Source organism: Methanofollis formosanus, from assembly GCF_019633745.1.
Lineage (GTDB): Archaea > Halobacteriota > Methanomicrobia > Methanomicrobiales > Methanofollaceae > Methanofollis > Methanofollis formosanus.
In genome coordinates, this window is the sequence record NZ_CP037968.1 from 515,409 (window position 1) to 532,462 (window position 17,054).

Consider the following 17,054-nt stretch of genomic DNA (forward strand, 5'->3'; position numbering starts at 1 on the left):
TAATCTTAATCTGCGGCCGCCTCCAACTGATCAGTGATGGTCCCCCTCATCATCGACCTCGCCGGCCGGCATGTCGTCATCTTCGGGGGCGGAGCGGTGGGCCTGCGGAAAGCGACCTATTTCTGCCGTGAAGCAGAGGTCACCGTCGTCAGCAGATCGTTTCTCCCGGAGTTCTCAGGACTCGACGTCAGATGCCTGGAGGCCGACCTCTCCGATATGGACGACGACGCCCTTGCCGTCCTGCTCGACGGTGCGTTCCTCGTCGTTGCCGCCACCTCAGACGAGGAGACGAACAACCACATCGGACGGACGGCGCGGGAGGCCGGCGCCCTCTTCAACAATGCCAGGGGAGACGGAGGGGACACGCTCATCCCCTCGGTGGTCAGGGGCGAAGAATACCTCATCGCCGTCAGCACCGGCGGCGCGAGCCCGGCCGTCCCCAGGTTCCTGCGCGAGCACCTCGAAGCGGCATACCCCTATCTCGACGCGATGATCAGGGTCGAGGCCAGGCTGCGGGACGCCCTCAAGCAGACCGTCCCCGACCAGGCAAAACGTGCGGCGGTGCTCAGGGCGGTCCTCCACGATCCCGACGCCTGGACATGGCTTGCCGACGGCGAGGACCGGGCATATGAACGAATACAGGAGCGGTACATGTGACGCGATTTCTCCATACCGACCTGGCCATGGCCGGGCTCAACCACCATACCGCGGCCCTCGGCGACCTGGAGACCTTCCGGTTCCCCGACGAGGAGACCTTCCTCGCCGCGGCCCGCGAGCGGTTCAAGGGCGCCCTCCTCCTCCAGACTTGCAACCGGATCGAGGTGCTGGTCCATGGCGACGCACAGGGCCTCACCGCCTTCCTCCACGAACAGGGGAGAGAAGCGTTCGATATTCTCGAGGGCGTCGAGGTGCTCAGTCACCTCCTCGAGGTGGCCGCCGGGATCGACTCGATGATCATCGGCGAAGACCAGATCCTCGGACAGTTGAAACGAGCGCTGGCACTCGCACAGGAGAGCGGCGCCTGCGACCCGATCATCGACCTCTGCATCAAGAAGGCGGTGCATGTGGGGGTCGAAGTGCGCAGGAGGACCGAGATCAACCGCGGGGCGGTCTCGATCGGTTCGGCGGCCGTCGCCCTGGCAGAAGATCTCCTCGGCAGCCTGGACGGACGCCACATCCTGGTTCTCGGCAGCGGCGAGATGGGGATGCTCGTGGCCAAGGCCCTCGCCGCCAGGGACCTGACCGCGATCTACGTAGCCAACCGGACCTACGAACGCGCCCTCGTCCTCGCCGAGAAGATCGGGGGGAAAGCGGTAAATTTCAGCGAACTCACCAGATATATCACCCTCTCCGACGTCGTCATCACCTGTACCTCGGCCCCGCACCCGGTCCTCACCAGGGAGATCCTGGCCCGAGCGATGAGAGACCGGTGCTGGCCCACCGAAGGCCACCCGCGTCCCCTCGTCGTCGTCGACATCGCCCAGCCGCGGGACGTCGAGGAGGGTGCCGCGGAGGTCGACGGCGTCAGCCTCTATACCATCGACAACCTCAGGGACGTCAACGAGCATACCATCGAGACGAGGCGGACGGAGGCCGCCAGGGCGGAGGCGTTCATCGAGGAGGAACTCGACCGCTTCCTCTCGCAGATCAACGGCGCCTCCGCGGACGAGGTGCTCCGCGGCCTGTACACCTGGGCCGAGGCCGTCAGGACCAGAGAACGCGACCGGGCCCTGGCGCGGCTGCAGGGATACGGCCCGGAGACCGAGGCCGTCATCGACGACCTCTCGAGAGTATTGACCAAAAAACTCCTCATCGACGCAACCTTCTCGATCCGGTCGTGTGCGGAGCAAGGACGGATCGAAGACGCGGAGCAGCTGGTGAGAGCGATCACACGAGGTGACCGATTATGTTCCCGGAGAGACGACTGAGACGACTGAGAAAGAGAAACCTCCAGCCCCTGTTCAGGGAGACGAGGCTGACGGCAGAAGACCTGATCATGCCGGTCTTCTTCGACGAGACGATTGAAGAGGCCGTGCCCATCGCATCGATGCCTGGCCAGTGGCGCTACCCCATCAACGCCGCCGCCGCCGTGGCGCGGCGCTTGGAGAAGGCCGGGGTGCGGGCGGTCATCCTCTTCGGCATCCCGGCCTCGAAAGACGCCGGGGCGCACTCGGCCTATGCCGAGAACGGCGTGGTCCAGCAGGCCGTGGCGGCGGTCAAGGCCGTATGCCCGAAAATGGTGGTGATCACCGACGTCTGCGCCTGCGAGTACACCGACCACGGCCACTGCGGGATCGTCGGCGAGACCTGCAGCGGCGAGATCGACCTCCTCAACGACCCGTCCCTTGCCCTGATGCAGAAGATCGCCGTGAGCCAGGCCCAGGCGGGCGCCGACATGGTCGCCCCCTCCTGCATGCTCGACGGCCAGGTGGCCGCGATCAGGGAGGCCCTCGACGCCGCGGGGTATGCCGAGGTTCCCATCATGTCGTACTCCACCAAGTTTGCGAGCGCCTTCTACGGCCCCTTCAGGGACGCCGCCGACTCGGGCTACTCCTTCGGCGACCGGACCACCTACCAGATGGACCCGGCGAACGCCAGGGAGGCCTACGCCGAGTCGGAGATGGACGCCGCAGAAGGGGCCGACATCCTGATGGTCAAGCCCGCCGGGATGTACCTCGACATCCTCGCCGCGGTGCGCGAGATCGGTCTCCCGGTCGCCGCCTATCAGGTCTCCGGCGAGTACGCGATGCTCAAGGCCGCGGCCGCACAGGGCTGGATCGACGAGAAGGCCTGCACCCTCGAGAGCCTCACCTGCATCAAGCGGGCGGGCGCCGACCTGATTATTACCTATTATGCAGAAGACGCAGCGAGGTGGCTGAGTGAAGAGCAGTGAACTCTTTGAAGAAGCAAAAACGATGATGCCCGGCGGGGTCTCGAGCCCGGTCAGGGCGATCCGGCCCTACCCCTTCTACACTGCAGGAGGACACGGGCCGTTCATCAAGACGGTGGACGGATGCGAACTCATCGACTGCTGTCTGGGCTACGGGCCCCTCATCCTGGGCCATGCCCATGAGACGGTCCGCCGTGCGATCGAGGAGCAGGTGACCGAAGGGTGGCTGTACGGCACCCCCTGCCCGCAGGAACTCGACCTTGCCAGGCGGGTCATCGATGACCACCCGTCCATCGATATGGTCCGCTTTGTCTCGAGCGGGTCGGAAGCGACGATGGCGGCGATCAGGCTCGCCCGCGCCGCCACCGGCAGACAGGACGTCATCAAGATCGAGGGCGGGTTCCATGGCGCCCACGACGCCGTTCTGGTGAAGGCGGGTTCAGGGGCGACGACGATGGGCGTCCCGGACTCTGCAGGCATCGTCGCCGACCTGGTGAAACATACCAGGCAGGTGGCGTACAACGACCTCGAAGCCCTGGAGAGCGTCCTCTCCTCCTCGGAGGATATCGCGGCGCTCATCATCGAACCGGTGATGGGCAATGTCGGCCCGGTCCTGCCTGAGGAAGGGTATCTCCAGGAGGTGCGCAGACTCACCGAAGAACACGACGTCCTCCTCATCTTCGACGAGGTGATCACCGGGTACCGCCTCGGGATCGGCGGGGCGCAGAAATATTTCGGGGTCACCCCTGACCTCACCACCCTGGGCAAGATCATCGGCGGCGGCCTCCCGGTCGGCGCCTTCGGCGGACGAAAGGATCTGATGGAACAGGTCGCCCCGCAGGGCCCGGTCTACCAGGCCGGCACCTTCAGCGGCAACCCGCTCACCATGGCGGCCGGCGCCGCCGCCCTCACATGGCTCCACGACCACCCCGAGACCTACCGGACCCTCGACGAGGGGACGCGGGCGATCGGGGACACTTGCGAGGACGCCCATGCCGGCGGGTCCTTCGTCAGGATCGGGTCGATCTTCAAGTACTTCTTCAGACCCGAAGCACCGAGGAACTACGCCGAGGCAAAGGAGAGCGACACCGCACGGTTCGCTACCTTCTGGGAGAAGATGCTCGCACACGGCGTCTTCCTCCCGCCCTCCCAGTTCGAGACCGAGTTCATCTCGGCCGCGCACACCGACGAGATCATCGAACACATCGCAGACCACTACAGCACATGTCTCTCAGAATAGGCACACGGGGCAGCAAACTCGCCCTCGTCCAGACCGAACGGGCCTGCAAGGCACTGAACGATCTGGGCATCGAGGTCGAGACCGCTGTCATCAGGACGAAAGGCGACGCGGAAACCGGAGTACCGCTCCACGAGGTCGGGGGGCAGGGCATCTTTGTCAGGGCCCTCGACGAGGCGATCATCGACGGGACCATCGACGCCGCCGTCCACTCGATGAAGGACATCCCGGCCCAGCGGCCGCGCGGCGTCGTCACCGGCGCGGTGCTCACCCGCGACGCTCCCGAAGACTTCCTGGCCCACGAGATGCGGATCAACAAAGTCCAGGTGATCGGGACCGCCTCGACACGGCGGCGGGCGCAACTTCTCAGGCACGACCCCGAGATCGAGGTGAAACAGCTCCGCGGCAACGTGGAGACGCGCCTGCGCAAGATGCAGGAGGGGGAGTACGACGCCATCGTCCTTGCCAGGGCCGGACTGGACCGTCTCGGCTACAAGGTAAAGGGCGAACGCCTCCCGGTTTCAAAGTTCGTCCCCTCGCCCAACCAGGGCGCGATCGCTGTCGTCTGCAGGAACGACCCCGAGATCATCGAGCAGATCAGCGCCCTCAACGACCCCCGGACCCGAATGGACGTCGGGATCGAGCGGATCGTGATGCAGGAGGTCGGCGGCGGGTGCTTCACGCCGCAGGGCATCTACTGCAGGGACGGCCATCTCATCGCCGAAGTGCTCTCCCTCGACGGGCAGAGGGAGGTCAGGATCGAGGAGGACATCTCGACTCCCGAAGAGGCGGAAGAGTACGGGCGGCACCTGAAGCGGGAGGCGAGCGACCTCATCAGAGAGGCGTACAAACAACTGGGGCTGGTCCTGTGAGTGGGAAAGTCACGCTGGTAGGGTCAGGCCCCGGCGGCCTCGGTCTTCTCACGACCAGGGGGCGCGAGGCGATCGACGCCGCGGAGGTCGTCCTCTACGATCAACTCCCCGGCGAAGAGATCCTCAGCACCCTCCCTGAGGGTGCCGAACAGATCGACTGCGGCAAGCACGGCGGGGACCACACCCTTGAGCAGGACGAGATCGAGGCCCTGATGGTCGAGCGGGCACGGCAGGGCAAACGCGTCGTCAGGCTCAAGGGCGGCGACCCCTTCCTCTTCGGCCGGGGCGGGGAAGAGATGGAGACCCTGCGGGCGCAGGGGATCGAGGTCGAGGTCGTCCCTGGCATCACCTCCGCGATCGCCGTCCCCGAGGCCGTCGGGATCCCGGTGACTCACCGGCGCTTCGCCTCCCAGGTGACGATTCTCACCGGGCACGAGGACCCGACCAAAGGGGAGTCGGCCCTGGACTGGCAACTCCTGGCAAAGAGCAGAGGGACGATCGTGGTGCTGATGGGAGTGAGGAATCTCCCGAAGATCGCCGCCGCCCTCATCACCAACGGCAAGGACCCGGATACGCCGGTGGCTATCATCGAGCGGGGGATGCGGCCCGACCAGCAGGTGACGACCGGGCCGCTCGGGGAGATCGCCGACCGCGCCCGTCAGCGCGGGGTGAAGCCCCCGGCGGTCATCGTCATCGGCGAGGTCGCCGGGCTGTACGACGGCACAACGGTCTACCGGCCCTGAAGTTCCAGCCAGATCTCTCTGGCCCGGCTCTCAGGGATCTCGAGGTCGTCCCAGGTGAGGACCGACCCGGCCTTCACTTTTCTTCTCACTTTTGCGTCGTAGACCAGTCCGATCGGGACATGCTCCGGGATCTCGGCCGTCCTGACCGTGCTCCCGCGCACCGCAAAACTTCCCATCCCCTGCCGGATCTCCTGGCCGGGTTGGAGATCGGTCTTCGCGATGGTCGCTACCGAGATCGCCGGGGCCGGGCCGTTATTCAGGAGCGGTTCTCCCCCGTCGGCGATCCGTCTGATGGTCTTTGTGATCTCCAGGTTGCAGAGATGGAAGTTCCTGATCAGGGTGTACACCGGCCCCTCCCCCATCTTGAAGTTGCTGAGATACCCTTTGAACCGGTCGTCGTGGAGGGCAGCGATGAAAACCCCGGCGGGCGCGCCCGGGGAGAGAATAAAGTCACTCACCGGTTCCCCGGCAAGGATCGCCGTCTCGGCGAGCACCTCCGCACCGGCCGTCAGATCCTGGGTGCCGGGTCCGAGAAGGCCGGGCCTGATGATCCCGGCGCCCAGTCCGTTGGCCACCAGTGCCTGCTCGACCTGAACCTTCGTCCCGTCGGTGAAGGAAGTGACCTTGTCCAGGCTGATCCCCTGCTTCTTCCCCCAGTAGTCCATCTCCTCGGGCGTAGGATTGTGGTTGAGGTATCCCTTGATGTTCCCATAGACCAGAGGCACGAAACCCATCTGGAGGGCCTCCTCCCGCAGCGCGGCGATGCATCCGGGCTGATCGCCTTCGGCCTCAGAAAATACTCCTTTCTTCGCGAAATACGATCCCGTGGTCACCTGCGTCTCCGCATCCATCGTGACCACCGGGAGGCCGGCGGCCATCACCTCCTCGATCACCTCGGTCGCATGGAGGACGTGGCCCGAGCACTCCACCACCAGGTCGGAACCTTCTATGAGGTCTTCGACGGCATTCGTCGGCTTGAAATTTTTTGGCAGGCCTGAAAGGCCGTCAGACGCCCTGCGAGTCAGGACCGGACCCGGGACCATCCCCTCCTGCCCTCCGAGCGCCATCATAAATCCGCGGGCGATGAAGCCCGTCCCGACGACACCTACCCGTAGCGGGTCGCCAGTCTCTCCCCCCCTGTACATTGGGGAGGGAACTCTGGTTTTTTACATATATACCTTGCGATCATTCCCCCCTGGGAGCGATACGTCACGGTGGTTCGGATGATGAATAAAGTGATGAAATCAGGCATTTGTACCAGTGCAGCATTTCAAGGCGAGAGATATATATAATGCACAGTATATCGGATCCCCATGGGCGCACCCGCGCCCGAAAGGAGTGACAACCAATGATCGACGGTGTAAAGACAAAGCCCCTGCAGTTCGTACCTGACGAGCGGGGGAGGTTGATGGAGATCATCAGGTGCGATGATGAGTGTTTCAAACAGTTCGGGCAGGTCTATATGACCACCAGTTACCCGGGCGTGGTGAAGGCGTGGCATTGCCACCATCTTCAGACCGACAATATCTGCTGTGTGAAAGGAATGATCAAACTCGCTCTCTACGATGCCCGTGAGGATTCCCCGACCTTCGGCCAGGTGGACGAATTCTTCTTCGGCGAACACGCGCCCATTCTTCTCACGGTTCCGCCCTATGTCTACCACGGGTGGAAGTGCATCTCTGAGGACGAGTCGATCATCATCTCGACCCCCACCGAGCCGTACAACCGCGAACAGCCCGACGAATACCGCCTCCCGGCCGACTCCCCGGAGATCCCGTACGACTGGCTCCTTCTGCCGGGGCGTCGGAACGGCTAATAGCAAAGACGTCCCTCTGTGCTATTGAGTTGCATGAGAAGCGACCTTGTCAAGAGAGGATATCCCAGGGCACCGAACCGCTCTCTGCTGCGGGCGCTCGGGATTACCGAACGTGAGATGGACCTCCCCTTCATCGGGATCGCCGACGCCTTCAACACCATCGTCCCCGGCCACCTTCACCTCAGGGATCTCGCCAGGAAGGCGGCCGAAGGAGTGGCCGCCGGTGGCGGGGTGCCCTTCGAGTTCGGGGTGATCGGGGTCTGCGACGGGATCGCGATGGGGCATATGGGCATGCGCTACTCCCTTCCGAGCCGCGAGAACATCGCCGACGCCGTCGAACTGATGGTCGAGGCGCACCGTTTCGACGGCCTCGTATGCGTGGGGACCTGCGACAAGATCGTGCCCGGGATGCTGATGGCCGCGGCGCGCTGCGATATCCCGACGGTCGTGGTCACCGGGGGGCCGATGCTCCCCGGGAGCCTGGGCGGCCGTGAACTCTCCCTCACCGACGTCTTCGAGGGGGTCGGGAAAGTCGCCGCCGGGACGATGACCGAGGAGGAACTGCACGACCTGGAGTGTGCCGCCATGCCGGGCTGCGGAAGCTGCCAGGGGCTGTACACGGCCAACACGATGGCGTGCATGACCGAGGCGATGGGGCTCTCCCTGCCGGGGTGCGCCGCCACCCCCGCGGTGGACGCCGCCAAACTCCGGCTCGCCCGCGAGAGCGGGGAGGCGGTGGTGCGTCTGGTCGAGGAGGGTACGACCGCACGGCAGATCGTCACGCTGGAGAGCCTGAGAAATGCCGTGCGGGTGGACATGGCCCTCGGCGGTTCGACGAACACGGTGCTCCACCTGATGGCGGTGGCCACCGAGGCCGGGGTGCCGCTCTCCCTCGACGACTTCAACGAGATCGGCGAGAGCGTCCCGCACCTCAGTTCCATGCAGCCCGGGGGGCCGCACTCGATGGTCGCCCTCCACCGGGCCGGGGGGATACCGGCGGTTCTCCACGAACTCTCCGACCTGCTGGAGGACGCGGTCACCGTCTCAGGCGAACGTATCGGAGAGATCGCGGAGAAGGGCCGGGTCCTGGACGGTGCGGTGATCAGGCCGCGCACCGATCCCGTGCACGCGGCCGGCGGCCTGCGGGTGCTGCGCGGAAGCCTCGCCCCGGACGGCGCGGTGGTCAAGTGCGCCGCGGTCGACGAGGCGATGTGGCGGCACACCGGGCCGGCCCGTGTCTTCGACGGCGAGGACGCGGCGATGCATGCGATCCTGGCGCAGGAGATCAGGGAGGGGGATGTCGTGGTGATCCGGTACGAGGGCCCGCGGGGCGGGCCCGGGATGCCTGAGATGCTCTCGCCGACCTCGGCCCTGATGGGCCTGGGCTATACACGGGTGGCCCTGGTCACCGACGGGCGGTTCTCCGGCGGGACGAGGGGGCCGTGCATCGGGCACGTCGCCCCTGAGGCCGCGGCCGGCGGCCCGATCGCTCTTGTCAGGGACGGAGACCGGATCGCCGTCGACCTCTTCGCCCGGCGGATCGACCTCCTCGTCGACGAAAAAACCCTGGAAGAGCGGCGTATCGCCTGGAAACCGGCTGAAAAGGAGTTGCGCGGCGTCCTGAAACGGTACGCGGCTCTGGTCGGGCAGGCCGATATCGGTGCGGTCCTGCGGTGAAGATTCTACGATTGAGGGGATGGTCTGTCTGACCGACGTGCCTTCCCCATCAATCGCGCGAGGGTTTCTCTCATGCTCTTTGATGCTCACATCTCGAAAATCGGGCTTTGTAGAATCAGGCATGAACCCCAGGTTCATGCCCAATTCTACAGAGCCGAAAGTTTGACGATTGGGAGCGGGAAGGCAGCATGAAAGTTCCTCAAGAGGGGATTGCCGTCCGCCGCCAATCTTCATCTCCTGGCGGAAGAAATGCGTCCAGAATCCCTGGAAGGAAGCACTCCGGCCTGAGGAAGTGTTCCAGGCCTCAGGGGGTTTTGGGGTATGCTCCACGATAAACTTTTGATGCTGTATGCCTGAGGCATGCCCCTGATTCATCCCTGATTTTCCAAAATCCATTTCGGAGAGTTCAAATCCCCTGCAATATACCTATTCCTCTGTGCAGGATCCCCACCTGCTCCGAGGTGATAGTAAAATGATCGAGAGATTCCTTGAAGGTAACAAGACCTTCGTTGAGGGTGAATTCACTGAGCACAACGATTACTACCAGGAACTTGCCACCGGCCAGAGCCCGACGGTCCTCTGGATCGGGTGTTCCGACTCCAGGGTCGCCCCCGAGCGGATCACCGGGGCACGGGCCGGCGAGATCTTTGTCCACCGCAACATCGGCAACATCGTCAGGATCGGGGACTGGAACTTCGCCACCATCCTGGAGTATGCCGTCAAGCACCTGAAGGTCCACGACATCGTCGTCTGCGGCCACTCGGACTGCGGGGCGATGAAGGCCCTCACCGCGGAAGGCGAGTCTGACGAGGCCTACATCCCGCTCTGGCTCTCCAACGCCGCCAGCGCCATGGAAGCCGTCGAGGCGGAGACGCCGCGGCCCGAGGACGCCGAAGGGATGAAGAAGTGGCGGCGGCTGGTCGAAGAGGAGAATGTCCGCCTCCAGCTTGAAAATCTCAGGACCTACCCGATCGTGCGGGAAGCCGAGAGAGAGGAGAAAGTCACCCTTCACGGCCTTTACTTCGACCTCGAAACCGGCGTGCTGGAAAAAATCGCGTGAGCCGGTCGGGATACGACCATCCCGGTTAGCGATCCAGAACGCGTCTCCGGGCCGGGATCGCACCCGGCGCCGATCTTTTTTGAAGCGTGGAGAGAGTCCCATGCCGGTGCGGATCCCCAACGACCGAGACGGGAAAGCACTCCCCCAGTTATCCTGACGCCGGGTGCTCGCGACGGCGCGCACGACCCTCTTCTGGAGAGATGCCGCCGATTATTCTGATCGACGTTGATAATTTTCAATGAGAATGAAAGGCCCTATACAATCCTCCAGATCCTTTTCGGGCAATTGATCTGACTGATCCTTACCGTTGACGAGGAGTTCCTCGGCTTTCGGCTCTACAGAAATCATCGTGATGATCCTCTTCGGCGGAGGGCTGGCCGCTCGAAGACCCGCCGGCCTTCTCATGTTCGCTCCGCTCACACTCGAAAATCAAAGATTTTTTCGACTCCCTTCAGTCGTCTCCCCGATCCCCCCGCGCGAAGATAGGCGGGGGATGGCAGTACGCTCTTCATGGCGATTGATTTTGCCTTCCTGGCCCTATCTTCATCCCGGAGGTCCGGGGGCTCTGCCCCCGGCGCAAGGGTGCGGGAAGGTGTGATGATCGGATGTGCCGCCCTCATCGTAGAATCGTTCCTGGAATCTCGCACCGGGGGGTTGCACCCCCCGGACCCCCCACGACGAAGATCGGTGGGGGCGGCAATGAAGTGGTCGCCCTATGTGGTGTCCTGCTCCGAAGAGGGAGCAAGGATCCACTCACCAGAGACCACCAGAAATATTCATCCCGTATGCTTGAGCCCAGGGTTCATGCCCGATTCAACAGATCCAGAAAATTACACCTCACGGAAAAATCGAAGACAAAGATATCAGACAAAAAAAAGGGGGTTGTCCACGGCCCTCAGTTCAGAGCCGCATCGATCTCTTTTTTGATCAGGGGCATGGAGATCCGCCCGACCGGCGTCACCCGCCCGTTGACCAGAATGATCGGGAGCGGAGGCTGGTGTTCCTCGACGATCTTCTGGACATAGTCCGGCACCCCATCGTCGAGGAGCGTGAACTTCACCGCGACCTGCCCCGGGTACTCGGCCATGAGCCGGTCTTTGAGGGCATCGACCGCTTTCACCAGGTTCTCGGAGGGGGAGCAGGCATGAAGGTCGCAGCTGCGCTGTTCATTGCAGGGGAACGGCCCGCATGACCCGTACGAAAACCCGATAATCTCGATCTCAGCATGATCAGCCATGATCACCTGTTGGCGCCGGCCCGATATGAGTATTTGTTCGGTACTAGAGAGGCGGCACCGAGTCGATCCCCTCCAGCACTCCGGAGAGACGCTCGCGCACCTCCTCCTCCCATCCCGCAATCGCCCTGATGTCGGTCAGGTCGTCCACCCCGTCGAGGAGCACCTCCCCCGCCGTCCTGACCCCGAGGGAGGTGAAGAACGCACCGACGACCCGCCGCACACACTCGAAGTTCTCCGAGCCCCTGCGTCCGGCCACCGCAAGGAGGAGCCCGGCCTGCTCCCGTCCCCGGACGCCGGCGAGGGCGCGCCCGGCTCGGAGGGCCTGGCACCGGTCGATGACCGCCTTCAGCGCCGCCGGGACGGTCTCGGTGTACACGGGCGTGCAGACGACGATGAGCCGCGCATGGTCCAGGGCCGGGACCACCTCGTCCATCCGGTCCTCGATGACGCACCTGCCTGAATTAAAACAGCGGTAACACGCGGTGCAGGGCTCCACCCCGAACCTGTCAGGGGAGATGACCTCGCAGCGCAGCCCGGCCTCGTTGCACCGGTCCGCCACCCATCCGGCAAGGACCGCTGAGTTCCCGTGCGGGCGCGGACTGCCCTGAAGGAGCACCGCCCCGGCCGCGGGTGCGCGCGGCCGCCCGGCGGCCAGCGGCTCGGGCGGGTGGAGGAGGAAGGTGTCGGGCCTGAGCGGAAGTTCCTCTTTCAGCCGGAAAAAAGCGGTCACGGCGACGTTGTGCGCGGTCTGCATGCTGCCCGGCGGGTACTCGTAGGTGTTGGTATGGTACGTGTACAGCACGTCGCCGCCCGCGCGTAACTCCAGCGTGTAGCGTGTCATGCCTGAGAGCACCTCCGAGAGATCCTCGCTGAAGAGGACCAGTTCGCACCTCTCCCCTCGCACCTCAACCTCTGCCGATTTCAGGAGCACCGCCTCAGCCATCCCCCTCACCTACGACGAGAGAGGGACCCTCCCCATATAACCCTTCCCACCCTGCGGGGGGGGACATCCCCATATGTTAAAAAGGTGCATGGCGCAATGAATATGGTAATTCAATGAAGGCGGTTCTGGGTCTTGAAGACGGCGAATTCGTTGTCGGAGAGGGATTTGGTGTTGAAGGCTCCTGTTCCGGGGAACTGGTCTTCAGCACGCAGATGACCGGGTACATGGAGGCGCTGACCGATCCGAGTTATGCGGGTCAGCTCCTCATGTTCACCTTCCCTCTCGTCGGCAATTATGGCGTAGACCATGATAATTTCCAGAGTCCGGGGGTGTGTGCCCTTGGGTGCATTACACGGGAAGTGTGTACGCATCCGACAACCCTTCCCTCACTCCCTGACTTTTTTGAAGAAAACAATCTTTTTGGCATCACCGGCGTCGACACCCGGAGGCTCACCGTCAAGACGAGGGAGCACGGGACGATGCGGGCCGCCCTCATCGTCGGGAGCGACGACGGGGAGGAAGCGGTGCGGATGGCCCGCGCCGCCCCCGACGTCGCGGAGACTGACCTCATCCCGCAGGTCTCCTGCGACGAGCCCTTCCGCATCCCTGGGAGGGGCAAGCGGATCGCGGTCATGGACCTCGGGATCAAAAAGAACATCGTGATCAGCCTTGCAAGGCGCGGCGCGGACCTCTACCTCTTCCCGCACGACGCCACGCCGGCAGAGATCGGGGCCTGCGAGCCCGAGGCCCTCTTCATCACCAACGGGCCGGGCGACCCCCAGCGGGCCACCGGCGCCATCAACGCGGTGAAGCACTACCTGGGCGAACTGCCGGTCTTCGGGATCTGCATGGGCAACCAGGTGGCCGCGCTCGCCCTGGGGGCCGAGACCTACAAGATGAAGTTCGGGCACCGCGGCTCGAACCAGCCGGTCAGGCACATGAACGGACAGATCTACATCACCACGCAGAACCACGGCTTCGCGGTGGACGCCGGGACCCTCCCCGAAGGGTGCCGGGTCGCCTACGAGAACGTCAACGACGGCAGCCTCGAAGGGTTCTGCGACGAAGACCTCAACCTCTTCTGTGTCCAGTTCCACCCCGAGGCCCATGGTGGGCCGCACGATACCGAACGTCCCATCTTCGACCTGATGTACAGGAGGATCGTCTGATGCCGCGCAACCAGCAGATCAAGAAGGCGCTGATCATCGGGTCGGGCCCGATCCAGATCGGTCAGGCCGCAGAGTTCGACTTCTCGGGCTCGCAGGCCTGCCGCGCCCTCAGGGAGGAAGGGGTCGAGGTGGTCCTGGTCAACTCCAACCCGGCGACCATCCAGACCGACCCCGAGATGGCAGAGCGGGTGTACATCGAGCCGCTCCAGGCCGAGATCATCGCAAAGATCATCGAGAAGGAGAAGCCCGACGGGATTCTCTCGGGTATGGGCGGCCAGACCGGGCTGAACATGACAGCCGAACTTGCGGAGATGGGCGCCCTTGACGGCGTCGAGATCCTGGGCACGCCGCTCGAGGCGATCTACGAGGGGGAGGACCGTGAGAAGTTCAAGGCCCTGATGAACCGGATCGGCGAACCTGTGCCGAGGAGCATGATCCTTGAACATATCGAGGACCTCGGCAAGGCACTCGAAGTGGTCGGCCTGCCGGCGATCATCAGGCCCGCGTACACCCTCGGCGGTGCGGGCGGCGGGATCGCTCACACCGAGGAAGAACTCCGTCGGATCGTCGACGTCGGTCTCAACCGCTCGCGTATTCACCAGGTGCTCATCGAAGAGTCGGTGATGGGCTGGAAGGAGATCGAGTTCGAGGTGATGCGCGACGCCGCCGATACCTGCATCATCATCTGCGGGATGGAGAACGTCGACCCGATGGGCGTCCACACCGGCGAGTCGGTCGTCGTCGCCCCGATCCTGACCCTGCGCGACGACGAGTTCCAGATGATGCGCTCGGCGGCGATCAAGATCATCCGCGCCCTGAACGTCCAGGGCGGGTGCAACATCCAGTTCGCCTACAAGGAGGGCGATTACCGGGTCATCGAGGTCAACCCGCGCGTCTCGCGTTCCTCGGCCCTCGCCTCCAAGGCGACCGGGTACCCGATCGCGCGGGTGGCGGCCAAGATTGCTATCGGTCTGCACCTCGACGAGATCACCAACTCGGTCACCGGCGTGACGCCCGCCTCCTTCGAACCGGCCATCGACTATGTCGTCGTCAAGGTTCCGCGCTGGCCCTTCGACAAGTTCAAGACCGCCGACCGTACGCTCACCACGGCGATGAAGTCGACCGGCGAAGTAATGGCCATCGGCCGGACCATCGAGGAGGCCTTCAAGAAGGCGATGCGCTCGCTCGACACCGACGTGCGCGAGCACACCAACGCGAACGAGATCAGGATGATCCTCTCCAGCCCCACCGACGAGCGCTTCGGTTGTCTCTTCGACGCCGTCAGGCAGGGGATGAGCGTGGAGGAGATCGCCGGGCTCACCAATATCACGCCCTTCTTCCTGGAGAAGGTCAGGCACATCGTCGAGATCGAGGACCGGCTCAAAGCGGAGAAGAGCGAGGAGTCGGTGCGGGTCGCCAAGAACTACGGTTTCTCCAACACCGAGATCGTCGACCTCACCGGGATGGATGCGGAGACGGTCGAGCGGATCGCCGGCCGGCCGACCTACAAGATGGTCGACACCTGCGCCGCCGAGTTCCCGGCACAGACGCCGTACCTCTACTCCACCTGGGAGGAGGAGAACGAGGACCTCCATGACGAGCGCAAGAAGGTGCTCATCCTCGGCTCAGGCCCGATCCGGATCGGGCAGGGGATCGAGTTCGATTACTGCACCGTCCATGCGGTCACCGCAGTGCGGGAGGAGGGCGTCGCCGTCCACATCGTCAACAACAACCCTGAGACGGTCTCCACCGACTTCGACACCTCTGACCGGCTCTTCTTTGAGCCGATGCAGCTGGAGGACGTCGTCAACATCCTCACAAACGACGATTACGACGGGGTGATGGTCCAGTTCGGCGGGCAGAACTCGGTGAACCTGGCCATCCCGATCGAGCAGGAGATCGCACGCCTCGGGCTCAAGACGAGGGTGCTTGGCACCTCACCGGACGCCATGGACATGGCCGAGGACCGCGACCGCTTCAGCGTCCTCCTGGACAAACTCGAGATCCCCTCGGCCCCGAACAGTTCGGCCTACTCCGAGGAGGAGGCCAGGTCAATCGCCGAAGATATCGGATACCCGGTTCTGGTCAGGCCGAGTTATGTGCTGGGCGGCCGGGCGATGGAGATCGTCCACGACGAGGTCGAACTGGACAGTTACATGAAGGAAGCGGTGCGGGTCTCGAAGCAGCACCCGGTGCTCATCGACCGTTTCCTCCAGGACGCCTTTGAACTCGACGTGGACGCCGTCTGCGACGGGGAGGAGGTGCTCATCGGCGGCGTGATGGAGCATATCGAGGAGGCCGGCGTCCACTCCGGCGACTCGGCCTGCGTCATCCCCACCCAGTCCCTGCCGGCGTCGGTGATCGACCGGGTGAAGGACTACACTCGCCGGATCGCCCTGGAGATGGGAGTCGTCGGGCTCATCAACATCCAGCTTGCGGTCAAGGACGACGTCGTCTATGTGCTCGAAGCAAACCCGCGGGCAAGCAGGACGGTGCCCTTCGTCTCGAAGGCGACCGGGCTCCCGCTCGCGAAGATCGCCGCGAAGGTGATGATGGGACGCAAACTCGCCGAACTCGGCTACGAGGAGCGGACCATCTCCCATGTGGCCGTCAAGGAGGTGCTCCTGCCCTTCAACAAACTTCCGGGCGTCGACACGGTCCTCGGCCCCGAGATGAAGTCGACCGGCGAGGTGATGGGTCTGGACTATGACTTCGGCCGGGCCTACTACAAGGCCTGCCTCGCCGCGGACAACGACCTGCCCCTCGAGGGCAATGTCTTCATCTCGGTCTCCGACGAGCAGAAGGAGTCGGTCGTCCCGGTCGCCAGGAAACTCCAGGCACTCGGGCTAACCATCTACTGCACGGGCGGCACGGCCGAGTACCTCAGCCAGTCAGGAGTCGAGGTGAAGATGGTCAGGAAGGTCCAGGAGGGCTCGCCCAACGTCGTCGACATGATGCGTAAAGGGGAGATCAGCCTGATCATCAACATCCCCTCGGACAAGCAGTCCCGCCACGACCACTACACCATCATGCGGGTGGCCATCGACTACTCGGTGCCCTACATCACCACCCTCTCCGCAGCCGAGGCGGCGGCGCAGGCGATCGAGGTGATGAAGCACGAGGAGATCACCATCGAGCCCCTGAACCACTATATCGGGAAGGCCTGAGGGTCTTCTTTTTTCATTTTTTGGGTCTGTAGATATTCTTTGATGGACTCTTAGGCGGGGGACGCCACAGGGTACGTGATCCCCTGAAAAGCGATCGGCTCTTTCCTGTCCCGGTTCTATCCTCGGGGTCATGACAACAGGACAAGTGTGATGATCGGATATGCCGTCCCTTATTGCGGGATCTTTTCTGCCATCTCGCGTGAGGATAGGGCGGAGACGCCACAGGGGAGGGGAATCCCGCTG

The 17,054-nt window shown here is 63.8% G+C and carries 14 protein-coding genes; 11 read left to right on the plus strand and 3 right to left on the minus strand.

Translation table 11 applies throughout. From position 1 onward, the window contains the following. Nucleotides 1-36: 36 nt before the first annotated feature. From E2N92_RS02250 to cobA, 6 genes are read left to right on the plus strand one after another with little or no spacing between them, the layout of a single operon-like run. Nucleotides 37-657 (plus strand): precorrin-2 dehydrogenase/sirohydrochlorin ferrochelatase family protein, encoded by a 621-nt coding sequence (locus E2N92_RS02250; RefSeq protein ID WP_220682082.1) that lies wholly within the window; start codon nt 37-39, stop codon nt 655-657. 26 nt (nt 658-683) lie between these two features. After that, the gene (gene hemA, locus E2N92_RS02255) at nt 684-1,928 is read left to right on the plus strand and encodes a glutamyl-tRNA reductase (protein ID WP_220682917.1); all 1,245 of its coding nucleotides are present in this window, start codon (nt 684-686) and stop codon (nt 1,926-1,928) included. Continuing rightward, entirely contained in the window at nt 1,907-2,893 is a 987-nt protein-coding gene (gene hemB / locus E2N92_RS02260) for a porphobilinogen synthase (protein WP_220682083.1), read from the plus strand. Before hemA ends, hemB begins: the two co-directional genes overlap by 22 nt. Next, nucleotides 2,880-4,130, plus strand: a complete 1,251-nt coding sequence (gene hemL / locus E2N92_RS02265; protein ID WP_220682084.1) for a glutamate-1-semialdehyde 2,1-aminomutase — start codon at nt 2,880-2,882, stop codon at nt 4,128-4,130. Before hemB ends, hemL begins: the two co-directional genes overlap by 14 nt. Beyond that, complete coding sequence (hemC, locus tag E2N92_RS02270; protein ID WP_220682085.1) at nt 4,115-4,999, plus strand: hydroxymethylbilane synthase; 885 nt, start codon at nt 4,115-4,117, stop codon at nt 4,997-4,999. Before hemL ends, hemC begins: the two co-directional genes overlap by 16 nt. Beyond that, nucleotides 4,996-5,742 (plus strand): uroporphyrinogen-III C-methyltransferase, encoded by a 747-nt coding sequence (gene cobA, locus E2N92_RS02275; protein WP_220682086.1) that lies wholly within the window; start codon nt 4,996-4,998, stop codon nt 5,740-5,742. Before hemC ends, cobA begins: the two co-directional genes overlap by 4 nt. On the opposite strand, the gene E2N92_RS02280 is transcribed toward cobA, so the two are convergent. Next, entirely contained in the window at nt 5,730-6,887 is a 1,158-nt protein-coding gene (locus tag E2N92_RS02280) for an SAF domain-containing protein (protein WP_220682087.1), read from the minus strand. The two genes, cobA and E2N92_RS02280, sit on opposite strands and share 13 nt — an antisense overlap. A 203-nt stretch (nt 6,888-7,090) precedes the next feature. Here E2N92_RS02280 and E2N92_RS02285 point away from each other — a divergent pair, with 203 nt between their 5' ends. The 3 genes from E2N92_RS02285 (at nt 7,091) to E2N92_RS02295 (ending at nt 10,295) form a co-directional block, all read left to right on the plus strand. Further along, entirely contained in the window at nt 7,091-7,558 is a 468-nt protein-coding gene (locus E2N92_RS02285; protein ID WP_220682088.1) for a dTDP-4-dehydrorhamnose 3,5-epimerase family protein, read from the plus strand. Nucleotides 7,559-7,591: 33 nt separating this feature from the next. Then, entirely contained in the window at nt 7,592-9,235 is a 1,644-nt protein-coding gene (ilvD, locus tag E2N92_RS02290) for a dihydroxy-acid dehydratase (RefSeq protein ID WP_220682089.1), read from the plus strand. A gap of 472 nt (nt 9,236-9,707) precedes the next feature. Next, nucleotides 9,708-10,295, plus strand: a complete 588-nt coding sequence (locus tag E2N92_RS02295; RefSeq protein ID WP_220682090.1) for a carbonic anhydrase — start codon at nt 9,708-9,710, stop codon at nt 10,293-10,295. 895 nt (nt 10,296-11,190) lie between these two features. Here the strand turns inward: E2N92_RS02295 and E2N92_RS02300 are convergent. Continuing rightward, nucleotides 11,191-11,532 carry a hypothetical protein gene (locus E2N92_RS02300; RefSeq protein ID WP_220682091.1) on the minus strand — a complete coding sequence of 114 codons (342 nt, stop codon included), beginning with the start codon at nt 11,530-11,532 and terminating at the stop codon, nt 11,191-11,193. Nucleotides 11,533-11,575: 43 nt separating this feature from the next. After that, the gene (locus E2N92_RS02305) at nt 11,576-12,475 is read right to left on the minus strand and encodes a flavodoxin family protein (protein WP_220682092.1); all 900 of its coding nucleotides are present in this window, start codon (nt 12,473-12,475) and stop codon (nt 11,576-11,578) included. Nucleotides 12,476-12,588: 113 nt separating this feature from the next. Here E2N92_RS02305 and carA point away from each other — a divergent pair, with 113 nt between their 5' ends. Continuing rightward, nucleotides 12,589-13,644: a glutamine-hydrolyzing carbamoyl-phosphate synthase small subunit gene (gene carA, locus E2N92_RS02310; RefSeq protein ID WP_220682093.1), complete on the plus strand. Its 1,056-nt coding sequence runs from the start codon at nt 12,589-12,591 to the stop codon at nt 13,642-13,644. Continuing rightward, nucleotides 13,644-16,811 (plus strand): carbamoyl-phosphate synthase large subunit, encoded by a 3,168-nt coding sequence (carB, locus tag E2N92_RS02315; RefSeq protein WP_220682094.1) that lies wholly within the window; start codon nt 13,644-13,646, stop codon nt 16,809-16,811. The genes carA and carB overlap by 1 nt, the downstream gene beginning before the upstream one ends. The last annotated feature ends 243 nt before the right edge of the window (nt 16,812-17,054 follow it).